We start from the raw sequence: 21,888 nt of genomic DNA, 5'->3' as shown, positions 1-21,888 counted from the left end.
TAGCCATTAAAATCATGCCATACATGACATCCTTGATGAATGTCATATATGGAATAACAATCCTTTATTGCTCAAGTTCCGTAATTTTTTCTATGCGTCGTGTATGACGACCACCTTCAAACTCAGTTTCTAGCCAAGTTTGGACAATTTCACGTGCAAGACCTGGGCCAATAACACGTTCACCCATAGCTAAAATATTAGAGTCATTATGGCATCGCGTTGCCTTTGCACTAAATACATCATGCACTAATGCACAACGAATACCTTTCACCTTATTTGCAGCAATAGACATACCAATTCCCGTGCCACAAATTAAAATACCTTTATCAAATTCTCCGTTGGCTACACCATCAGAAACTGGCTTTGCGTAATCCGGATAGTCTACTGAATCCGCAGATTGTGGACCAAAATCTTCGTAGCTAATATGAAGCTCATCTAGTAGCTGCATGATCTCACGACGTAGGTTGTTACCTCCGTGATCAGAAGAAATTGCTATTCTCACTGGGTTCCCTCTTTTCGAATTATAGTCAACCTTAGTGTACCACTTCTTTCTGAAGAATAACACGATTTTTCTTGTATTTTTATGCTGATTTCTCCTAAAAGACGAACATTTATTGTTACTTAGCTAAAAATCATTCACTTTTATATCTCTTTTTCTGTGGATATTGTGAATATCATGTTAATAAATTCGGATAATGGTCTTTTGTTGTAATATTCTATCTACTAAAGTTTTTCTCATTTTTTATTTACAGTGGACAAACTGTATCACTATTTTTTCCAAAAATAAAAAAACTGTCTATAAATCCGATTTTTCACCGCATTTATAAACAGCTTTTTGTGACTAAGCCTGTCGATCAAATTGTTGAATCACTTTATGCAAAGCTTCTGATTGCTTTTTTAAACTTTGCGCTAGGTGCTCTACTTGTTCAATGGCGTAGGCTTGTTCTTCAGCCGCACTACGAACTTCTTGTGCACCTGCTGATGTTTCCTCTGCAATTGCAGCCACTTCTTGTGATTGACGAGCAGTAGTTTCAATATTATGCATCTGCTGTTCAATTAGTGAAGATATCTCTACAATCGCTGTTGCCATTTCATGTACGTTAGACGACATACCTTCTACAGCTGTTGTTGTTTCAGATACGCGATCTGCTTCTTTCGTTGCAAATGCTACCTGTTCATTCATTTGTTTGACTACGACTTCAACATTTTGCTGCATAGATTGGATTAGAGCTGTAATCCCTTGCACAGCTTTTGCACTTTCATCTGCTAAACCACGCACTTCCTCCGCAACCACAGCGAAGCCTTTTCCATGTTCTCCAGCACGAGCCGCTTCAATAGATGCATTTAAAGCTAGTAAATTTGTTTGTGCCGCAATATCACCAACTAAGCCAATAATGCGCTCTACTTGGCCAGCATTTTCTTCTAAAGCATGAATGCTTTTTAATGCCTCATTGTTACCAGTAGCTATTTGTTGAATACTATTAACTAATGTTTCGATTGCATTTGTTGTTGTCGATAAATTATGTAAAATCTCTTTAGATTGTGATGCCGATGCTTCTGCTCTACTATTTACTTCTGTCGCAAGAGCTCGTACATCCTCAATTGCCTCAGCGGTATCTTGTACAGCTGTCGCAGATGCTTCAGCTCCTGCCGAAATATGCTTAACGGTTGAAGCAATACCTTCTGCTTTTCGAGTAGCGACTCCCGCTTCATCTGAGAGCTGAATAATCGATTGATTGGTCTGTTGAAAATTTTGGTCAATACTTTCCACCATTTGACGTAAATTTAATACCATTTGTTGAAATGCCTCTGCAACCGAACGAATCTCATCGTTTGTTTTAGGCATCTGAACATCCTGCCCAATTTTCCCCTCTGCTACTAGAGTTGCGGAATGCTCAAGTTGTTGTAAAGGTTTAATTAAGATCACGCTAAAGATGGCAGCCAATATACCTGACCATGTGATTCCTAATGCATACGTCACCACTTGAAATACTTTTCCATTAATACTTGGGAAGAAGGTCGGTTGTAAGAATTCAATAAATATAAAACTGATACTGTAAGTAATTAATGCTAGCACGCTCACAAATAACACCAATTTAAGTCGTAAACCAAATTGTTTTTTCATAGGGCTCCTCAATTCTATTGTAGTTTTTTTATTAATTGATCAACCAATTCATGTAGTTCCGCAAATGTTGCTTCGTATATTGCTCTGTTACCGCCGTAAGGATCTACTACATTCTCCAGGCTACCTTCATTTGTATACTCTTTTAATGTGAATACTTTATGATCAGTGCCTGGGAAGCTTGAGATGACAGTGTCTTTGTGAGCGGTAGTCATTGTTAGGACTAAATCTGCCCATTCCATTTCTACCATGGATAATTGTGTTGCAGAATGCTGATGAGACATTTGAGCTTCATTTAACACTTGTTGCGCATGTGCTGACATTTGGGCATTAGGCATAGCATAAATACCTGCAGAACGTACTTCTAAATTGTCTATTTGTTTATGTTTTAATATGACTTCTGCCATTGGACTGCGACAAGTATTGCCTGTACAAACAAATAATATTTTCACACTTATCACTCTCCGATTTATATTGAATTATTGCTGAATAGCTAGGATACTCATAATTATAAATATAATGCCAGCAATGATTTGAATTTTATTTCCAAAAAAGACTTGGCTCCTACGTGCAATGACTAATGACCCATAGGCACAAATCAAGGCACTCAAGCCTGCACTCATTATAAAAATGGTTTTTTCTAAGTTTAGCATACCAAAAGAAACACTAACTGAAAAGGTATCTAGGCTTGCAGTCACAGCTAAAAGTACGGGGGAAATTGTTACTTTTTCATCCCGATGAGAGAATAATAGTAAATGCATGCCCATGCAAAATAACAAAATACTCGATATCCATTGTCCCCATTCTAATAGAAAACGAACTAAATAGTTTCCTAATTCAAATCCCAACAAAGGAAAAAGCATATGCAGTGCAGCCGTCCATAGTGATAAAAATAAGCGATATCTAACATTTGGCAGCAATACATATAGACCAATAACATCAACAGACGTTAATATACCTGCAAGAATTCCCTGCAAGAATACACTCCTTCTCTCCCTAATATATTATCATTTTATGCTCGAAAATACATTATTATCATATTTGTCCACATAAGATTTTCCTTTTTATAAAGAGGATCCCTGCCTATAAAAAAAGGACAAAAGACATGTAAATTTATTAATGTCTTTTGTCACTCATTTTTATTTACAATGAATACCATTTGCCTCCTGAAGCCTTTTCAAGCCTATTCATAATAGCTGCCCCTACGCCTTCCGTCGAAGTTGTCGTAGCTAAAATAACGGTAGCTGTTGTTTTATCACATGCTCTAAGTGCATGGTATAACGAAGCACCCATGTCTTCTTTACTTCCCTCTTCACCTACTGAGAAGTAAAAATCAGCTTTAATATGTTGGAAATTTTGAGGTGCAAGAAGTGCTACTTCATGTCCTTGCTGCTGTAATTGTTGAACAGCTTCGCTTACTTCCCCATCATGGCAATTGATTAAGTATACCGGCGCATTTGGTGCATAATGTGTATATTTCATGCCTGGAGCCTTTGGTGTCTCTTCTAGTTTCTGCTCTATTTTGGTTGGTTGAATAACCGGACCAATTGTTGCTTCAAGTATCTCCTTCGTAATGCCACCCGGACGTAAAATTACTGGAGGCTCGTGTGTCACATCTAATACAGTGGATTCTAACCCAATGCCTGTGGAACCTCCATCCAAAATATAAGGTATGTACCCTCCCAAATCATCTAAAACATGGATAGCTTCTGTTGGACTCGGCTTACCACTACGATTAGCACTTGGCGCAGCAAGTGGTTTTTGAAGCTGCTGTAATAAGGCAAGTGCTACTGGGTGGTCTGGCATACGGATGCCGACAGTCGATAATCCAGCCGTTACACTTTGAGCCAGCACATTTGGTTTAGCAGGCATTACAAGCGTTAACGGTCCTGGCCAAAATAAATCGATGCATTGTTTGGCTATTTCAGAAATATGTTCTATATAGTTCGTTACTTCCTCTTTTGTACCAACATGAACAATTAAAGGGTTATCTGAAGGGCGGCCCTTCGCTTCAAATATCTTCTTCACTGCCGTATCATTTGTTGCAACAGCACCCAGCCCATAAACCGTTTCTGTCGGAAATGCTACTACCTCTCCCGCATTTAAGATATCCACAGCTTGTGTATAATTTATTTGACTATTCACATTACTGTCCACAACCTTGCAAACGGTTTCCATGTTTAAAACCTACCTTCATTTATTGATTCTTACTGAATTATCCACAAATTGTTTATAACTGCTTAAAAAATGTGCATAAGTTATCTGAATTTGTGAACAATTCATGCAAAAAGTCCTTTAATCCATTCCCAAATAAAGAATGTTACTTGCTCTTCCTCTTCTGGTTCTTCTGCTTTTACTTCTTCTTTTTCGGGCTCGCAAATGGATGGGAATATACTGCACCACCAGTTATCACCACGCGCATCACCAATTTTAACTACAATGGAGTGATACACATTTTGTGGATATAATACCGCTCCCTGTCTTTTAGGCGGAAATAAGTTATCCCCAACCACTACCTGTGTATCTATCTGTGGATAATTTTTGCTTAATTCTGTTTCAATTTGTTGCTTTAACGTTTGAATTTGCTCATTCCCTGCAACACCTGCAGATACTACTTGCATAAAATAGGGTTTTAATTCTTCAACAAGCTGCTCTTTCACATGCTGATCTTGTGCTGTATTGCTATTAGCAATTACACGAATTCTAAAATCTTTTTCTTGTTCTTGATTAGTAGCCTCTTTTGCAAAACCTACTAATGATGGAATATATAAAACACATAGCTGTAAAGCAATGGCCACTACTACTAATCTAGCAAACGCTAGAAAGATATTTTGTTTAGGTAATCTAATAATCTTGTATTCATTTAACATGTAAATCCCTCCTTGCTCAACATTGTTGGCAAGATGAAGACACTTTATACATGAATCTCACAAAAAATCATTCGCGGTTTACCATTAATATCTTTTTCTATCGAAATCGTAGCCTGTGGAAAACTATCTTGAAAGAACTTTGCTACTTTTTCACCTTGTGTATAACCGATTTCTAACCCAATTAATGCTGGTCTATTCATATACGCTGGCAATTGCTCTGCTAATTGTCGATATAAAATAAGACCATCTTCCTCAGCAAATAACGCGCTATGAGGCTCATGCTTTAATACAACATCCGACATAGCCTGCGCCTCTTCAAAAGCGATATAGGGAGGGTTCGATAAAACAATATCAAACTTCTCACCTGCGAGCGGAGCAGTTAAATCTCCCAGCCTAAAATCAATATTAGCCTCTAATCTCTGTGCATTTTTTTGTGCTGTCGCTAATGCAGCTTCAGATAAATCAGTAGCTACGACCGTTAACGTAGGACACTCCAGCTTCATTGAAATGGCAATAGCACCACTGCCTGTACCTATATCAGCTACCTTCAATGCTTGGTGTTGAAATAGTTTAGTCATACGATTGATAGTGCCAAGAATCAGTTCTTCCGTTTCCGGTCGAGGAATTAATACTGATTCATCGACGATAAATGAACGACCATAAAACTCCTCACTTCCCACACAATACTGAACTGGGCGACCATTGACATGTTCCTCTATAAGGGCTTTAAATTTTACTTGCTGTGCTTCTGTTAATTTATCCTGTAAATGTAGCATAACCTCTGAATAGCTTGTACCAAGTATATGCTGCATAACAATACGTGCCGCAGTTTGCTCCCGACCATTATCCACTAAAAAAGAAGAAGCCCACTCAAGGGCCTCCATCACATTTTTATAAGTCATCATTTAAACGCTCTAGCTTCGATGCTTGTTCTTCTAAAATAAGCGTATCGATAATTTCGTCCAATCTACCCTCGACGATTTGATCTAGCTTTTGAATTGTTAACCCAATACGGTGGTCTGTTACACGGTTTTGTGGATAATTGTATGTGCGAATTCGCTCAGAGCGATCACCAGAACCCACAGCAGACTTACGTGTGGCATCGATCTCTTTTTGTGCCTCTTGCATATACATATCTGCTACACGAGCGCGTAAAATTTTCATTGCCTTTTCACGGTTTTTAATTTGCGAACGCTCATCCTGCATGGAAACTACAACACCTGTTGGTAAATGGGTCATACGGACCGCAGACATCGTTGTATTTACGGATTGACCACCTGCACCTGAAGATGCGAATGTGTCTACACGAATGTCTTTTTCATGAATTTCAACGTCTACTTCCTCTACCTCAGGTAAACAGGCTACTGTTGCTGTAGATGTATGGATACGTCCTTGTGATTCGGTAGCTGGTACACGTTGTACACGGTGGGCACCATTTTCAAATTTGAACTTTGAATAAGCACCTTGTCCGTTAATCATAAAGATTACTTCTTTATAGCCGCCCATCGGGTTTGGAGTGGCTTCCATAATATCAATTTTCCAGCCTTGTGTTTCTGCATAACGAGAATACATGCGGAATAAATCACCCGCAAAAATATTTGCCTCATCTCCGCCAGCTGCTCCACGAATTTCCATAATAACGTTCTTATTATCATTAGGATCTTTGGGAATTAATAAAATACGTAAACGTTCTTCAAGTTCTTCCTGCTGAGCTTTTAATAGGTTAAATTCTTCCTTTACCATTTCATGCATATCAGGATCTTTTTCGCTATCTAACATTTCACGTGTATCTACTAATTGCTCTTTGACATTTTTATATTCACGATACGTATCCACAGTTTCTTGGATATCTGATTGTTCCTTCGAATATTCACGTAATTTCTTACTGTCATTAACAATATCTGGGTCGCTTAAAAGCTCTGTCAGCCTTTCATAGCGATCCTCCACTGCTTGTAATCGATCAAACATGGATTTCACCTCAATTTAGTTTCTTAAATTGCTCCTATTTTTCAAGAGCTCTCCATTAAAATTACGCTAATGCATAATGGTTATTTACAATGTTTATGTCCACTACTTAGTATAAAAAACTTTTCGCATCTACGCCACTTTTTCTTAGTCCTCCATTATAGCGAAGGATGAGCATGACATTTTCGACATACAGGATAATAGGAATCGTTTCCACCAATTTGAATTTGATCTCCCGTATATACAGGCTGTCCATTTCCATCTACTCGTAAATTCATCGTTGCTTTTTTATGACAGAACCAACAAATGGTTTTCATTTCTTCAATTTTATCTGCATATGTAAGCATGTATTGGCTGCCTTCGAACAGCTCATTTTGAAAATCATTTTTTAAGCCAAAGCCCATAACTGGAATATCTAATTCATCCACAATGTTAGCTAGTTGTAAAACATGAGCTTTTTTTAAAAATTGAACTTCATCCACAAGTACACAGTATGGTTTAACCGCATTGTTTTGCACAAGCTCAAAAATATTTGTATCTTCATAAACAGGAATGGCTTGCTGTCTTAAACCTACTCGACTAGAAACAAAGCCAACCTCATCACGTGTATCTAAACCTGATGTAAACATCATTACAGGTTTCTGCTGTTCTTCGTAATTATGGGCAACTTTTAAAATCTCTATTGATTTTCCACTATTCATTGCACCATGTTTAAAATATAGCTGCGCCATACTGTCTTCTCCCTTTCTTTTGGTCGATCTGTATTTTGAAAAGACTTGCATCAACGTGTCATATTTACTGAAAAAAATACCTGCCAAGCACATGCTTGGCAGGTATTAAACTAACATTAGTTTTTAAGACCGTATTTTTTGTTGAAACGATCCACGCGACCATCAGTAGACGCGAATTTTTGACGGCCAGTATAGAATGGGTGACATTCGTTGCAGAACTCGACAACGATGTTTTCTTTTACTGAACCAGTTTTGAAAGTGTTCCCACAAGAGCAAGTTACTGTTGCTTCTTTGTAGTCTGGATGAATTCCTTGTTTCATATTCGTTTTCTCCTCTCGCCCTGAACCATCTGGAACAGAGTATTATCGAACTGTACCTTACATAGCCCGAATATGAGTGAAACCATCAGCTATATATGTACACGTTGCATACCTAAGAAGTATAGCATAGTCGTTTTATTATTTTCAAGAAAAAAATATCAAAAGAAAGATATCCATCGTTTTTATCCTCGAACTTCTCGATAATCATTGTCTTGTAACCCTATTTTTTCATTTCGCTCTTTGAATCGGATATTATGAGAAGACACATAAGCAACCTTTGGTGCATCAGGTTCTATTAATAGCTTTGCACTATTTAACGCTAATATTCCATCTGTAAAGGCACCTGCTATTAACCTAACTTTACTTGGATGATCAATAAAATCACCTGCACCATAGATTCCTTCTATATTAGTTTCCCTCTTTTCATTGACGAGTGCCACACCATCTTTAATATGTAATCCCCATTCTTCTAGTGCACCATAATCACATTTTAAGCCATGGTTCACAATAACGGCATCTACTTCAACTCGCTCTATCTCATTCGTCTCTTTATTCATAATCGATACAGACTGTATTAAATCCCCATCACTATGTAATTGCACTACTTCAAATGGTGTTTTTACACATACGGAGGATTCCTTCATCCGTAAAACGTTCTTTTCATGACCACCAAAGTCCTCACGACGATGAACGATCGTCACACTTGCTGCAATCGGCTCTAACTCATTCGCCCAATCGACAGCTGAATTACCACCACCTGAAATTAAGACATGTTTATTCCGAAAAATCTCTAATTCCTGTACAGTGTAGTGTAAATTAGTTACTTCATAGCGATCTGCTCCTTCTATTTCAAGCTTTTGCATCGTCAGAACGCCATAACCAACCGCCAAAATCACTGTTTTGGAAAAATGCTTTTCACCCGTTGAGGACGTTAAAATAAATGTTCCATCTGGTTGCTTTTCTAATCCTTCCACCTTTTGATTTAATATAATTGTTGGATCGAAGGTTTGGGCTTGTTCAACAAGCTGTTTGATGAGCTGTCCACCTAAAATAGGGGTAACTCCACCAACGTCCCAAATCATTTTTTCGGGATAAATTAACATACGACCACCAAGCTGAGAGCTATACTCGATAATTTTCGTTTTTAAATCTCGCATCCCACTATAAAAGGCTGTATAGAGACCTGCTGGGCCACCGCCAACAATCGTTACATCATAGAGTTCGTTCTCCATTTTTACATTCCATCCCCTTCATCTTAATTCCGTCAATAATTACTTGCACTCGGCTCATACACTTTTATTGTTCACCAAGGTACCTTCACTATTTATTCCTTTAATCGTGCTAATAAATACAAGAAATAAGGAGCGCCTATAACGGCTACTACAATCCCTGCAGGAATTTCTGAAGGCTCGAGAATAGAACGACCTATCGTATCAGCCATTAATACGAGGAAACCACCCAATAATGCCGCCGCAGGAAGTAGAAATTGATGCTTTGCTCCAACCAGCTGGCGAGCCAAATGTGGGGCAATAAGCCCTACAAAGCCAATACCACCACTTACAGAAACACTAGCTCCTGCTAAACCAACAGCTGCCGCTAATAGCCAACGGCGCTCTCTTTCAATCGAGGCACCTAATCCAACAGCTGTTAATTCGCCTAAATTTAAAATGTTTAATACCCGCGATTTCGCATAAACAAATGGTAATAAGATCACTAGCCATGGGAGCAGCGAGAGAACAAATCTCCAATTTGAACCCCAAATGCTCCCCGCCAGCCATGTAGCCACAAATTGATAATTTTCAGGTGATAGCCGTAGTGTTAGCACAATCATTGCCGAGCTAATTCCGGCTGCTATAGCCACCCCTGTTAAAATTAAGCGCATCGGTGTAATACCTTCGTGTCGTTTATAAGAAAGTGAATAAATTAGGACTGCTGTTAAGCCTGCTCCGACAAAGGCAAGTACAGGGAGTAAATAAACAGGTGCTGCCTTCGTTGTTGGAAAAAATGAAATATACAGCATAACTGCAAGACCAGCACCAGCATTAATCCCTAAAATACCTGGGTCTGCTAAAGCATTTTTGGAAACGCCTTGTAAAATTGCCCCTGAAATAGCTAAGCCCATTCCCACTAATACAGCAATCACAATTCGTGGAAGCCTAAATTCAAATAAGATTAATTGTTGTTGTGCATCTCCTTGTCCAAAAAGAGTCTTAAAAACCTCCAACGGCGTTAGCTTAATCACCCCAGTATTCATACTAATCACAAAGGTAACGAAGATTAAAACAAGCAATGTAGCAATGATGATAAAATTTTTCTTTCTTGTTTTCTGCTGACTTGGTGTTAAGTAGCTGTTACTCATAACTCTTTCCCTCCTTTACGCGCTAAATAAAGGAAGAAGGGTACACCAATAAAGGCAATTAAAGCACCAATCGGCGTTTCATAAGGTGGATTGATAATGCGTGCTACTAAATCAGCTAACACAACAAGCAATGCTCCATATACTAAAGAACATGTGATAATCCAGCGATAATCATGACCCACTATGTATCTCGTTAAATGAGGAACTATTAAGCCTACAAAACCAACTGCTCCAACAACAGAAACTGCTGCACCTGCTAAAATTAACACAATAATCATGCCCCATATTTTCACAACAGCCGTTCTTTGACCAAGTCCAACAGCAATTTCTTCCCCTAAGCTCAGTACAGTGATTGACCGTGATAAGATAAGAGCTCCTATCATCGCAATAAGAATCCAAGGTGATAGTATTTGTAGATGGCTCCATTTTGTTCCCGAGACACCACCTGCATACCAAAAGGCCAGGTCTTGACCAATACGGTAATAAAGGGCAATTCCTTCTCCTAGCGCTCCAAGCAATGCACTAACAGCCGCACCTGCTAAAACAAGTCGCATTGGTGTTAAGCCACCTTTAGACAGTGACCCAATACCATAAACAATGGCCACCCCAAGACCTGCTCCTATAAAGGACCATAAAATTAAAAATATATATGGCATACCAGGGAAAAAGGCAAAGCACACGGCCAACATAAATGCGGCTCCTGAGTTCAAGCCTAACAATCCTGAATCTGCTAATGGGTTACGTGTCATACCTTGCATAATCGCCCCGGCTACTGCAAAGCTTGCTCCTACTAGAGCAGCCCCAAGTACTCGTGGTAAGCGAATATCATGAATAATTTGATGTGTCGTTAATTCCGGTGAAAAATGGGTAACTGCTGTCCAAACAGTACTTAGTGAAATATCTGCTGCACCAAAAGAAATCGATAAGCCAATAGCTAAAATTAATCCAATTACTCCTACAATTAAAGCCACTACTCCACGGATCGGATGAGATCGTTTCTGTAGCTCCTCTAAATCGTTGAGCTCTCCTACTCCTGTCGACGTAGTCATTCTATTTCCTCCTTATAAACTTCCCAATACACATACGGACTAGATTTTATTTCTTCATATCGTATAGCTGATAGGATAGGCAGATTGGATTATTACTATATGGACAAACAGCCATTTCAGCATCAATATTAAAAACGCTTTGTAAATTTTCCTTTGTCATTACTTTTTCTGGACTTCCATCTACCATTAAATTCCCGTCTCTCATGGCCATGATAAAGTGGGAGAATCGTGACGCATGATTCAAATCATGTAATACCATGATTATTGTTCGACCTTCTTCTTTATTTAACTTCTGTAGCAGCAATAAAATATCTAGCTGATGGGCTAAATCTAAATATGTGGTTGGTTCATCCAGTACTAGAATATCGGTGCCTTGTGCTAAAGCCATGGCAATCCACACCCTTTGGCGTTGGCCACCCGACAATGCTTCAATTGGTCGATCACTAAAATCCCTTAATCCTGTCACATCAATAGCCCAATGGATATACTCATAGTCTTCCTTGCGTAATGTGCCAAATCCGACTTGATGAGGGAAGCGACCATATGATACCAACTCAAATACAGTTAAGCCTCCTGGAGCTGTTGCCGTTTGAGGCAAAATAGCCATTCTTTTGGCAACTTCCTTGGTCTTTAATTGATGGATGGCTTTACCATCTAAATAGACAGCTCCATTTTGGGTATGAAGTACACGAGCCACGGCCTTTAATAAAGTAGATTTCCCACAACCATTCGGTCCAATAATTGTGGAGATTTGCCCTTTTGGAATTTCCACACTTAAATCATTGACAATGAGCGTCGAGGAATAACCAATCGCCACACGATCTATTTCTAGTACTGACATAATTAACTTCCTTTCATTGTTGAGAGTAGCTTATAACTAACCTTATATTTGTAGACCAAATTGAGCTGTATACAAGCCATAATAAGCATGTTTTCGTTCCATTAATTGCTCATGTGTTCCTTCTTCAATAATGCCCTTTTTCGATACAACAACAATTCTATCTGCATCTTTGATCGTTGCTAATCGATGGGCAATTACCAACGTCGTACGACCAATGGAAAGCTCGTTTAATGCTTGTTGAATAGCTTGTTCGGTTTCAGTGTCCAATGCCGATGTTGCTTCATCAAGTATGAGTATCTTTGGGTTTTTCAGGAAAATTCGCGCAATGGATAATCTTTGCTTTTGACCACCAGATAACTTCACACCCCGCTCACCAATTAATGTATCCATACCCTCTGGGAGCGCCTTAATGACATCAGTCAGCTGTGCGCGCTGTGCGGCATACCAAATATCTTCTTCACTGGCATTCAAATTACCGTATGCGATATTATCACGAATAGTGCCATCAAATAAAAAGACATCTTGTTGAACAATCCCAATATGGCCACGCAATGATTGCAATTTGAAATCGCGTATATCCACACCATCAATTTTAATGGAGCCTTCATTGACATCATAAAAACGGGGAAGCAAACTGCAAATAGTAGATTTCCCTGCCCCAGATGGACCTACAAGGGCAACAGTCTCACCGGAACGAACCGTTAAATTAATTTGATGTAAAGCACGATTTGTATCCGAGTAGCCAAACGATACATCTGTGAACGTAATTTCTCCGTCAATTTCATCGATGTCCTTCGCTCCTGGTCGATCCGCTATCTCAGGCTCTGTTTCAAGGAATTCAATATAACGTCTAAATCCTGCCATCCCTTTTGGATAGCTTTCTATAAACATATTGATTTTATTAATAGGGCCTAGCAGAATCCCGGAAAGTAAAATAAATGCGATAAAGTCCCCATTTGATAGATCACCATTTAACACAAAATAAGCACCAACAAATAATGTAAATAATGATAATATCTTTGTCAGAATACCTGAAATTGCTTCATTCCAAGCCATAACCTTATAAGAGAACAACTTGGTCATTCGGAATCTTTCATTATTCACTTTAAAGCGTTTAATTTCATGATCCTCATTTGTAAAAGCCTGTACAACGCGAATACCGCTGACATTGTTTTCAACACGTGCATTAAAGTCAGCAATATCACCAAACATTTGACGGAATGCTTTGGACATTAACTTTCCGAAAATAATTGTCAAAACTAGGATGATCGGCACAAGTAGGAAAATAAGTATTGTAAAGGTTGGATCTATGTAAAACATGACACCAAATGTCCCTATAATGGTCATAGCAGCAATAAAAATATCTTCTGGACCATGGTGAGCAAGCTCACCGATATCCATTAAATCGTTTGTTAATCGGGAAACAAGATGCCCCGTTTTATTATTATCAAAGTATCTGAAGGAAAGTTTTTGTACATGGCTAAAGGATTCCTTTCTCATATCCGTTTCAATATTAATCCCTAGCATATGCCCCCAGTAGGAAACGATGAAATGGAGAATGGAGTTAAAGATATATAAAGCAAAAAGCAATGAACTCGCCATAATAATCCACTTTAGCTCGCCATCTGGCAAAATATCATCAATTACTTTATTTAAAACAATTGGAAACGCTAATTCAATTAATGCTACTAAAATGGCGCAGCTAAAATCTAAAATAAATAAGCGTTTATACGGTTTGTAATATGAGAAAAATCGCTGTAATAACATGGTTGGTAGCCTCCTATTGCAATATCAATCTTCATATCTACTATCTATTTATTTTTGTTGAGCCTTCGTGAATTCTACTATTTTGTCAGCTAGCTCTTCAGCTTGATGGAGACCCGAAAGTGGATCTGAGGCAAAATAATATTCCGATGGAAGCTCTATGATTTGATTATTTTTTACGACATCTAAGTTTGTCCAAGTGCCTGGCAACTTCCCATCTTTGTTAAAGAAGTTAATCATGAAGTTATAGTCACCTACATAATCACCTACTACCTCATAGGAGATCTCATAACGTCCACCACTCGCCTCTTTTGCATCAAATAACTCCTGCACTTTTTCTTGTGGTTTCATGCCCAAAATTTGATAGAGTGCTCTACCACCCGATACACTTGAATTTCCAACAATAGTTGCATTTTTTTCAAACATTTCGTAAATAGTAAATGTTGCTCCGTCTGGAATTACATCATTAATTTTTACCTTAGCTTGGGCTAAACGTTCTTCAAACTCATCCATAAAGATTTCTGCTTCTTTTTGTCTTCCTAAATAATTCCCCATTGCCTCAATTTCCTCTCTAGCTGATGAATGAGCATCCTCAGCAAAAACAATTGTAGGTGCAATTTTCTCATACTTGCCTACATCTTCTGGATTCCATGTAATAATTAAATCCGGCTTTAGCTCTAGAATTTTTTCCAATGATACCTTACCATCAGTACCAATATTGGTAATTTCCCCATCCTTGTAGTGTTGTTTTAGAAATGCTGCATAATCGAGGTTAGCTGTTACGCCTCCTACTGGTACAATATCTAACGCTAAAATTTGTCCTAGATACCAGTCTGTGATGACTCTTTTTGCTCTTACTGGAATTTCTACTTCACGACCACTGTCATCTGTCACCATTCTCGTCTCTATAGTATCTGAAATAGTGTGGTCTACTTTTGTTGAGACCGAATTTTCATTACATGCAGCTAATAAAACAAACAGGCTCAGAAAAAAAGGCAGTTTTATATGTTGAATCATCTTTTGCATCATCATCTCATTTTCTCCAATCTCAAATCGGTGTGCTTGCGCGAGCTGATTTTCATTGTATTGAAAATGATTCTCATTTGTAATGGCCATTTCAGACATAAATGATGCATATTTCAGCCTAAAATTACTTGGTGCCATATTTGTAGCCTTTTTAAAGGCACGACTAAAATAGTATTCATCTTCATAGCCAAGTGAAATAGCAATTTCCTTTATACCAAATTGATTTTCTAACAAATATTGTTTTGCCTGCTCAATTCTCAATTGCTGTAAATAAATTTGTGGTCCTACCCCATAGCGTGCTTTAAAAATTCGTAATAAATGTCGTGTACTAATATGGAGCGTATCTGCCAGTGATTGTATAGATAATGGTTGGTGAAGATGCTGATGAATATACAGCCGTGCTACTTCTGCCTTATCCATTTCATGTGGGTTGCCCTGCCCATCTGCTAATTCCTGAAACATACGATAAACAAATTCATACAAAGAAGCTTTGACTGAAAAATGATCTTGAATAGAGCCAGATATCCATTTGCTATACATATCTTGAAGAATGTTATGAATGGCTATTGGATTAGCAGGCACACAAGAGAAATTTATTTGAAAAGGTTGATATTGCATCTGTAAATGCTGCATAAAGGCATCTTTATAGATGACATCTCCTTCATAACGTATGAGGAAGTAGCTAACACTATGCTGTGCATTAATCTGCAAACACTGAGATTTACCAATGTGAAAAATACTGAAACGCTGTACATAATAAGGCTGCTCATCAATGACAATTTGCGCCTCGCCTGCTGTAATGATAAGAAACGAACTATTAGTTAATACCTTTGAAACTTGAACTTTTGATTTATTTATGTAGTTAATATGCTTCATTTGAACATAGGCATTTTGCCAAAGCAGCATATAGGCATCATAATTCATCCGAATCTCCTTCAAAAAGATATTTATTAATTTCATTATATTGATAATGATTATCAATTTCAATAAACATTTTTTCATTCAAACATATACAAAAAAAAATCACCATTGACAATTATTTGTCAATGGTGATGGCAGTTCTATAATAAACCTTTACCTTTTGTTGCTTTTTTCATATCTTCGTTCAGTTTTTCAAAAAATTCTTCATTAGATTTTGTTGTACGAAGTTTTTTCAAGAAGCGTTCCGCAAAATCAGGCGCGTCTGAAAATGTTTTACGAATTGCCCATAGTTTTTCAAGTTGTTCAGGCTCAAGCAATAACTCTTCCTTACGTGTACCTGAACGGCGAATATCAAGCGCAGGGAAAATTCGGCGCTCTGCCAACTGGCGATCTAGATGAAGCTCTAAATTACCTGTCCCCTTAAATTCCTCGTAAATAACCTCATCCATACGTGAACCAGTATCTACTAAAGCAGTCGCTAATATCGTTAAGCTACCGCCTTCTTCAATATTTCGAGCCGATCCGAAGAAACGCTTAGGTCTATGGAAGGCAGCAGGGTCAATCCCCCCTGAAAGCGTGCGTCCACTTGGAGGAATAACTAGGTTAAATGCACGTGCCAAACGTGTGATAGAATCCATTAAAATAATGACATCACGTTTATGTTCCACTAAACGGCGTGCACGTTCTAAAACGATTTCTGCTACTTTGACATGATTCTCTGGAACTTCATCAAACGTTGAGCTAACAACATCTGCATTTACAGATCGCTCAATATCCGTTACTTCTTCAGGACGTTCATCTATCAGTAAGACAATTAACTCTGCTTCTGGATGATTTGTCGTAATAGCGTTTGCAATTTCTTTTAATAAAGATGTTTTCCCCGCTTTCGGCGGAGCTACGATTAATCCACGCTGACCAAAACCTACAGGCGCCACTAAATCCATAATACGTGTTGATAAATTACGCTGAGTTGTTTCCAGTTTAATTTGTCTGTTTGGATATAACGGTGTTAGAGCAGGGAAATGCACACGTTCCTTTGCAACTTCAGGATCCTCGCCATTGACGGCATCTACTTGTAATAAGCCGTAATAACGTTCATTTTCTTTAGGTGGTCGCACCTTCCCAGATACCTTGTCCCCATTACGAAGATCAAAGCGACGTATTTGAGATGCAGAAATATAAATATCTTCTTTACTTGGAGAGTAGTTTATTGGTCGAAGGAAGCCAAAGCCCTCTTGCGAAACAATTTCAAGTACGCCTTCCATAAAGAAATAGCCTTCTTGCTCTGAACGCGTTTTCAAAATAGCAAATATTAATTCTTTTTTCGTTAGCTTGCTATAATATGAAATTTTATATTGGCGTGCAAGAGCGTAAAGCTCTTTTAACGTCATGTTTTCTAATTGAGCGATTGTCAATGCAGACATATGCACAACTCCAGTCTTTTTCAAAATATAATACAATTATTGGGGTTATCATCGAAGATTTTTTACGAACGAATAGCTCTGTTCATAGTATACGGTTACCTCTATAGGTCAATAACAAATCCACCATATAATATAACATTGCCTTACAAACTACGGGATGGTTTATTTTAAGAAGAAGGTACCTAGCACAATAAATGTACTAGGTATATTTTAGAAGATAATATCATTAATATCTAGGTTTTTTCTCAAGTGCGTGACGGCCTTCTACAAAGCGAACCGTACCAGACTTAGCACGCATAACTACCGAGTGCGTTAATGCGTAAGCACCTTTATATTGAACACCCTTTAAAAGCTCACAATCTGTCACAGCTGTTGCAGCAAAAATAGCGTCGTCACCTTTTACTAGATCGTCTAAATAAAGAACTTTATCCACATCTACACCCATTTTATTGCAGCGTTCTAATTGCTCCTCATCTTCGGGTACTAATTTTGCTTGGAAGTCTCCACCCAGGCATTTTAAGGCTACAGCCGAAATAACACCCTCTGGTGCGCCGCCTGTTCCAAACATAATATCAATACCTGTTTCATCAAAGGCAGTATTAATTGCTGCACCAACATCGCCATCTTGAATAAACTTAATACGTGCACCAGCCTCGCGAATTTCATCAACAATTGCTTGGTGACGTGGTCGATCTAATAGAGTAGCAACGACATCTGAAATATCTTTATTTTTTGCTTTTGCTACTTGTAATAAGTTATAAGTGACAGAAGCATTGATATCTACTTTACCAGCCGCTTCTGGCCCTACAGCAATTTTCTCCATGTACATATCTGGTGCATTTAACAGATTACCTTTATCTGCAATTGCAAGGACTGTCATGGCACCATTCGTACCTTTTGCTACAATATTTGTACCTTCTAATGGATCCACAGCAATATCTACTTTTGGACCACCACTTCGTAAGCCAAGTTCTTCACCAATATAAAGCATTGGTGCTTCATCCATTTCACCTTCACCAATTACTACTGTAGCATGCATTGGAATTGTATCGAACATTTTGCGCATCGCTGTTGTTGCTGCATCATCTGCCTCAATTTTTAAACCGCGTCCCATCCATTTCCCGGATGCAATTGCTGCTGCTTCTGTTACTCGTACTACTTCCATCGATAAACTACGTTCCATTGTTGCTTTGCCTCCCGTTATCGGCCGTTTTTCATACCGAAACATTCAAATTACCTCTATTGTAACATAATTGAGTGAAAACTTTTAGCTCTCATTATTCCTTTGTCTCAGCTACGCGTGCCAGGATTGTTTCACGTCGAATATCAGCGCCTAAATCACGTAATTTCTCAATAAGTGAGCTATAGCCACGTTCGATATGATAGATATCTTGCACTTCCGTTTCGCCTTCAGCTAATAGACCAGCTAAAACTAAAGCTGCACCTGCGCGTAGATCTGTAGCTGTTACTGTTGAGCCGTGTAGTCTACTTGGCCCTTTAATAATGGCCGTATTGCCTTCTACACGAGCATCAGCATTCATACGACGAAGCTCATCAATATGTTTAAATCGAGCTGTATAAATAGTATCTGTTACTTTTGAGGAACCGAATGCCTGTGACATTAACACAGCAAGTGGTTGCTGAATATCGGTTGGGAAACCAGGATACACCAATGTTTTTACATCAACAGCTTGCAAAGTGGAAAGGTCTGTTTTTGGTACATAAATACTTTCTTCACCAATTTCAATCTTCACACCCATTTCACGAAGCTTCGCGATAATTGCTTCTAAATGCAGTGGAATTACATTATCAATTGTAATACCATCACCTACGGCTGTGGCCATTATCATAAATGTCGCCGCTTCAATGCGATCTGGTATAATCGTATGCTCTGTACCATGTAGTTCTTCTACCCCTTCAATACGGATGACACTTGTACCTGCCCCTTTAATATTGGCCCCCATATTTGTTAGTAGTGTTGCTACATCAATAATTTCAGGTTCCTTCGCTGCATTTTCTATAACGGTACGACCCTTCGCAAGGACAGCAGCTAACATGATGTTAATCGTTGCACCGACACTTGCGACATCTAAATAAATTTTAGCCCCAATCAACTCATCTGCACGTAAATAAATTGCGCCATGTTCATTCGTAATTTTAGCGCCTAATGCTTCAAAGCCCTTTATATGTTGATCAATTGGTCGAGGACCCAAGAAACAGCCACCAGGTAAACCAATGACAGCTTTCTTGAAACGCCCTAGCATGGCCCCCATTAAATAATAAGAGGCACGTAACTTTTTAACATTGCCGTTTGGTAATGGTAATGCAATCATGTCTGTAGGATCGATTGTCATCTTCCCATCCTCAAACGATACTTCCCCACCAATTTCCTCTAATAAAGCCTTTAACGTCCATGCATCTGAAATTTCTGGTATCCCTCCAATAGTCACTGGAGAGTTCGCCAAAATTGATGCAGGAATTAAGGCGACTGCACTATTTTTTGCACCACTAACTTTAATTGTACCTTGTAGACGATTTTCGCCAGTAATTTTATAAACATCCATTTTGCGTTCTCCCTCATGATTGGAAAGTAGTATTTTTTGCAATTGGCTCACTGTATATTCTTATTATTCGCCTTTTCTCTTATTCCAATCCGCTAAAAATCCTTCAATTCCTTTTTCCGTTAATGGATGGTGGAAAAGTTGTTTTAAAACTTTAAATGGAGTTGTTGAAATATGCGCGCCAGCTAAAGCTGCAGCCGTAACGTGCTGAGGGTGACGAACAGAGGCAGCAATAATTTGTGTATCAATATTATGAATTGTAAACATGTCAGCAATTGTTTCAATTAGCTCTACACCATTTTGACCAATGTCATCTAAACGGCCGATAAATGGTGATACATATGTAGCACCTGCACGCGCAGCCATTAATGCTTGGTTTGCACTAAAAATTAATGTTACGTTTGTTTTAATTCCTTTGTTTGCAAAGAAACGACAAGCTTCTAATCCCGCTGGAGTCATTGGTAGTTTCACTGTAATGTTAGGAGCAATAGCAGCTAATTCCAAGCCCTCTTTAATCATTCCTTCTGCATCCAATGCAATAACTTCTCCGCTTACCGAGCCATCGACAAGCTCAGCAATTTCACGAAGACGATCATGGAAAGAAACATTTTCTTCTTTAGCCACTAATGATGGGTTTGTTGTAACTCCTGATAAAATCCCCCATGCATGTGCCTCTTTAATCTCTTCAAAATTTGCTGTATCAATAAAAAATTTCATATTATTTCCTCCTGATCATTTTTCTTATATTATTAAATATTTTTCCAAAATTTCTTTATTTCAAAAACAAGAGAAGGTCGATTGAAAGCATCAACACTTCTCTTATTATGTGTATTTATCTATGCTTTTGTAACATATTAAATGCAAAAATTATGCTTTTTGTGCACTACCAAATTCGCGAATTTTACCAATAACCGTTGCTTTAATTGCTTCTCTTGCAGGACCAAGGAATTTACGAGGATCGTAAACAACTTTGTCATTGTCAAGAATCTCACGGATTGCTTTTGTTGCTTCAATTTGATTTTCAGTATTAACGTTAATTTTTGCTGTACCTAATGAAATAGAACGTTGGATATCTTTTGTTGGAATACCTGTACCACCATGTAATACTAACGGAAGATCTGCCAATTTAGAGATTTCTTCCATTTCCTTGAAGCCTAGATTTGGTTCTCCTTTGTAAGGACCATGTACTGAGCCGAGTGCTGGCGCTAAGCAGTCGATGTCTGTAAGCTCAACCATTTTACGGCATTCTTCAGGGTTAGCATAAATAATACCGCCGATTACGCCATCTTCATCTCCACCAACTGTTCCTAATTCCGCTTCTACAGAAACGCCTTTAGCATGTGCATATTCTACTACTTCTGAAGTAATTTTCACATTTTCCTCAAATGGATGGTGTGAAGCATCAATCATCACAGAAGTAAAGCCTGCATCAATTGCCTCTTTACATTTTGCAAAGCTAGAACCATGGTCAAGATGAATGGCTACTGGAACTGTAGTACCGTAGGATTCCATTAAACCCTTTACCATGTGAACAACAGAAATAAATCCGCCCATGTATTTCCCTGCACCTTCAGATACACCAAGAATCACTGGAGATTTTTCTTCTTCAGCTGCTTGTAAAATTGCTTGTGTCCACTCAAGGTTGTTAATGTTGAATTGACCAACAGCATAACCCTCTGCTTTTGCTTTAATTAACATCTCTTTCATAGATACTAATGCCATACTAAAAATCCTCCTCTTAGGACTATTCTTTCTACATAAATATGCTCCTCAATCATAGCAAAAATAATAGCCCCTGAAAAGCAGGGGCTATTATTTTCTACACGAAAGCGTAGTGCAACGTAGCGGCAGTGTCGACAAAGTGCAGTGCAACGTAACGACGGCGCTTGAACCTGAAAAGCAGGGGCTATTATTTTCTACACGAAAGCGCAGTGC

General features: G+C 38.5%; 21 protein-coding genes. All 21 read right to left on the bottom strand.

The window, feature by feature from the left end; translation table 11 throughout:
• Positions 1-64: 64 nt before the first annotated feature.
• Positions 65-502 carry a ribose 5-phosphate isomerase B gene (gene rpiB / locus A2J09_RS21385; protein ID WP_031418505.1) on the bottom strand — a complete coding sequence of 146 codons (438 nt, stop codon included), beginning with the start codon at positions 500-502 and terminating at the stop codon, positions 65-67.
• Positions 503-841: 339 nt separating this feature from the next.
• Positions 842-2,125 carry a methyl-accepting chemotaxis protein gene (locus A2J09_RS21380; protein ID WP_012292756.1) on the bottom strand — a complete coding sequence of 428 codons (1,284 nt, stop codon included), beginning with the start codon at positions 2,123-2,125 and terminating at the stop codon, positions 842-844.
• A gap of 14 nt (positions 2,126-2,139) precedes the next feature.
• Positions 2,140-2,574: a low molecular weight protein arginine phosphatase gene (locus tag A2J09_RS21375; RefSeq protein WP_031418503.1), complete on the bottom strand. Its 435-nt coding sequence runs from the start codon at positions 2,572-2,574 to the stop codon at positions 2,140-2,142.
• A gap of 27 nt (positions 2,575-2,601) precedes the next feature.
• Positions 2,602-3,099, bottom strand: a complete 498-nt coding sequence (locus tag A2J09_RS21370; protein WP_012292754.1) for a manganese efflux pump — start codon at positions 3,097-3,099, stop codon at positions 2,602-2,604.
• Positions 3,100-3,265: 166 nt separating this feature from the next.
• Positions 3,266-4,300 (bottom strand): L-threonylcarbamoyladenylate synthase, encoded by a 1,035-nt coding sequence (locus A2J09_RS21365; RefSeq protein ID WP_012292753.1) that lies wholly within the window; start codon positions 4,298-4,300, stop codon positions 3,266-3,268.
• Between the two features lie 101 nt (positions 4,301-4,401).
• Entirely contained in the window at positions 4,402-4,992 is a 591-nt protein-coding gene (locus A2J09_RS21360; RefSeq protein ID WP_036160733.1) for a stage II sporulation protein R, read from the bottom strand.
• A gap of 44 nt (positions 4,993-5,036) precedes the next feature.
• Positions 5,037-5,897, bottom strand: a complete 861-nt coding sequence (prmC, locus tag A2J09_RS21355; RefSeq protein ID WP_036160731.1) for a peptide chain release factor N(5)-glutamine methyltransferase — start codon at positions 5,895-5,897, stop codon at positions 5,037-5,039.
• The gene (prfA, locus tag A2J09_RS21350; RefSeq protein WP_012292750.1) at positions 5,884-6,960 is read right to left on the bottom strand and encodes a peptide chain release factor 1; all 1,077 of its coding nucleotides are present in this window, start codon (positions 6,958-6,960) and stop codon (positions 5,884-5,886) included. Before prfA ends, prmC begins: the two co-directional genes overlap by 14 nt.
• A gap of 155 nt (positions 6,961-7,115) precedes the next feature.
• Complete coding sequence (locus A2J09_RS21345) at positions 7,116-7,688, bottom strand: thymidine kinase (RefSeq protein ID WP_012292749.1); 573 nt, start codon at positions 7,686-7,688, stop codon at positions 7,116-7,118.
• 116 nt (positions 7,689-7,804) lie between these two features.
• Positions 7,805-8,008 (bottom strand): 50S ribosomal protein L31, encoded by a 204-nt coding sequence (gene rpmE / locus A2J09_RS21340; protein WP_025114780.1) that lies wholly within the window; start codon positions 8,006-8,008, stop codon positions 7,805-7,807.
• Between the two features lie 182 nt (positions 8,009-8,190).
• The gene (locus A2J09_RS21335) at positions 8,191-9,240 is read right to left on the bottom strand and encodes an NAD(P)/FAD-dependent oxidoreductase (RefSeq protein WP_036160729.1); all 1,050 of its coding nucleotides are present in this window, start codon (positions 9,238-9,240) and stop codon (positions 8,191-8,193) included.
• Between the two features lie 92 nt (positions 9,241-9,332).
• Entirely contained in the window at positions 9,333-10,367 is a 1,035-nt protein-coding gene (locus A2J09_RS21330; protein ID WP_012292747.1) for a FecCD family ABC transporter permease, read from the bottom strand.
• The gene (locus A2J09_RS21325; protein WP_012292746.1) at positions 10,364-11,416 is read right to left on the bottom strand and encodes a FecCD family ABC transporter permease; all 1,053 of its coding nucleotides are present in this window, start codon (positions 11,414-11,416) and stop codon (positions 10,364-10,366) included. Before A2J09_RS21325 ends, A2J09_RS21330 begins: the two co-directional genes overlap by 4 nt.
• 46 nt (positions 11,417-11,462) lie before the next feature.
• The gene (locus A2J09_RS21320) at positions 11,463-12,257 is read right to left on the bottom strand and encodes an ABC transporter ATP-binding protein (RefSeq protein WP_012292745.1); all 795 of its coding nucleotides are present in this window, start codon (positions 12,255-12,257) and stop codon (positions 11,463-11,465) included.
• 42 nt (positions 12,258-12,299) lie between these two features.
• A complete protein-coding gene (locus tag A2J09_RS21315) occupies positions 12,300-14,024 on the bottom strand; it encodes an ABC transporter ATP-binding protein (RefSeq protein ID WP_012292744.1) in 1,725 nt (574 codons plus the stop codon).
• Positions 14,025-14,072: 48 nt separating this feature from the next.
• Complete coding sequence (locus tag A2J09_RS21310; protein WP_012292743.1) at positions 14,073-15,971, bottom strand: helix-turn-helix domain-containing protein; 1,899 nt, start codon at positions 15,969-15,971, stop codon at positions 14,073-14,075.
• A gap of 137 nt (positions 15,972-16,108) precedes the next feature.
• Positions 16,109-17,392, bottom strand: coding sequence for a transcription termination factor Rho (gene rho, locus A2J09_RS21305; RefSeq protein WP_012292741.1), 1,284 nt, complete (start codon positions 17,390-17,392; stop codon positions 16,109-16,111).
• 226 nt (positions 17,393-17,618) lie between these two features.
• Positions 17,619-18,575: a class II fructose-bisphosphatase gene (gene glpX, locus A2J09_RS21300; protein WP_012292740.1), complete on the bottom strand. Its 957-nt coding sequence runs from the start codon at positions 18,573-18,575 to the stop codon at positions 17,619-17,621.
• 94 nt (positions 18,576-18,669) lie between these two features.
• Positions 18,670-19,956 carry a UDP-N-acetylglucosamine 1-carboxyvinyltransferase gene (locus A2J09_RS21295; RefSeq protein WP_031418489.1) on the bottom strand — a complete coding sequence of 429 codons (1,287 nt, stop codon included), beginning with the start codon at positions 19,954-19,956 and terminating at the stop codon, positions 18,670-18,672.
• A 63-nt stretch (positions 19,957-20,019) separates the two neighbouring features.
• Positions 20,020-20,670, bottom strand: a complete 651-nt coding sequence (gene fsa, locus A2J09_RS21290) for a fructose-6-phosphate aldolase (protein WP_012292738.1) — start codon at positions 20,668-20,670, stop codon at positions 20,020-20,022.
• 150 nt (positions 20,671-20,820) lie between these two features.
• A complete protein-coding gene (locus A2J09_RS21285) occupies positions 20,821-21,675 on the bottom strand; it encodes a class II fructose-bisphosphate aldolase (RefSeq protein ID WP_012292737.1) in 855 nt (284 codons plus the stop codon).
• Positions 21,676-21,888 lie beyond the last annotated feature (213 nt).

This window comes from Lysinibacillus sphaericus, from assembly GCF_001629735.1.
In the GTDB taxonomy this organism is placed as follows: Bacteria; Bacillota; Bacilli; order Bacillales_A; family Planococcaceae; genus Lysinibacillus; species Lysinibacillus pinottii.
This window is presented reverse-complemented; position numbering and strand designations above follow the sequence as displayed.

Bases quoted from the DNA above. Each gene is read 5' to 3' on its own strand.
- A2J09_RS21380 (WP_012292756.1), bottom strand. From the start codon at position 2,125: ATGAAAAAACAATTTGGTTTACGACTTAAATTGGTGTTATTTGTGAGC.
- A2J09_RS21365 (WP_012292753.1), bottom strand. From the start codon at position 4,300: ATGGAAACCGTTTGCAAGGTTGTGGACAGTAATGTGAATAGTCAAATA.
- A2J09_RS21360 (WP_036160733.1), bottom strand. From the start codon at position 4,992: ATGTTAAATGAATACAAGATTATTAGATTACCTAAACAAAATATCTTT.
- prmC (WP_036160731.1), bottom strand. From the start codon at position 5,897: ATGATGACTTATAAAAATGTGATGGAGGCCCTTGAGTGGGCTTCTTCT.
- prfA (WP_012292750.1), bottom strand. From the start codon at position 6,960: ATGTTTGATCGATTACAAGCAGTGGAGGATCGCTATGAAAGGCTGACA.
- A2J09_RS21345 (WP_012292749.1), bottom strand. From the start codon at position 7,688: ATGGCGCAGCTATATTTTAAACATGGTGCAATGAATAGTGGAAAATCA.
- rpmE (WP_025114780.1), bottom strand. From the start codon at position 8,008: ATGAAACAAGGAATTCATCCAGACTACAAAGAAGCAACAGTAACTTGC.
- A2J09_RS21335 (WP_036160729.1), bottom strand. From the start codon at position 9,240: ATGGAGAACGAACTCTATGATGTAACGATTGTTGGCGGTGGCCCAGCA.
- A2J09_RS21330 (WP_012292747.1), bottom strand. From the start codon at position 10,367: ATGAGTAACAGCTACTTAACACCAAGTCAGCAGAAAACAAGAAAGAAA.
- A2J09_RS21325 (WP_012292746.1), bottom strand. From the start codon at position 11,416: ATGACTACGTCGACAGGAGTAGGAGAGCTCAACGATTTAGAGGAGCTA.
- A2J09_RS21320 (WP_012292745.1), bottom strand. From the start codon at position 12,257: ATGTCAGTACTAGAAATAGATCGTGTGGCGATTGGTTATTCCTCGACG.
- A2J09_RS21315 (WP_012292744.1), bottom strand. From the start codon at position 14,024: ATGTTATTACAGCGATTTTTCTCATATTACAAACCGTATAAACGCTTA.
- A2J09_RS21310 (WP_012292743.1), bottom strand. From the start codon at position 15,971: ATGAATTATGATGCCTATATGCTGCTTTGGCAAAATGCCTATGTTCAA.
- rho (WP_012292741.1), bottom strand. From the start codon at position 17,392: ATGTCTGCATTGACAATCGCTCAATTAGAAAACATGACGTTAAAAGAG.
- glpX (WP_012292740.1), bottom strand. From the start codon at position 18,575: ATGGAACGTAGTTTATCGATGGAAGTAGTACGAGTAACAGAAGCAGCA.
- A2J09_RS21295 (WP_031418489.1), bottom strand. From the start codon at position 19,956: ATGGATGTTTATAAAATTACTGGCGAAAATCGTCTACAAGGTACAATT.
- fsa (WP_012292738.1), bottom strand. From the start codon at position 20,670: ATGAAATTTTTTATTGATACAGCAAATTTTGAAGAGATTAAAGAGGCA.
- A2J09_RS21285 (WP_012292737.1), bottom strand. From the start codon at position 21,675: ATGGCATTAGTATCTATGAAAGAGATGTTAATTAAAGCAAAAGCAGAG.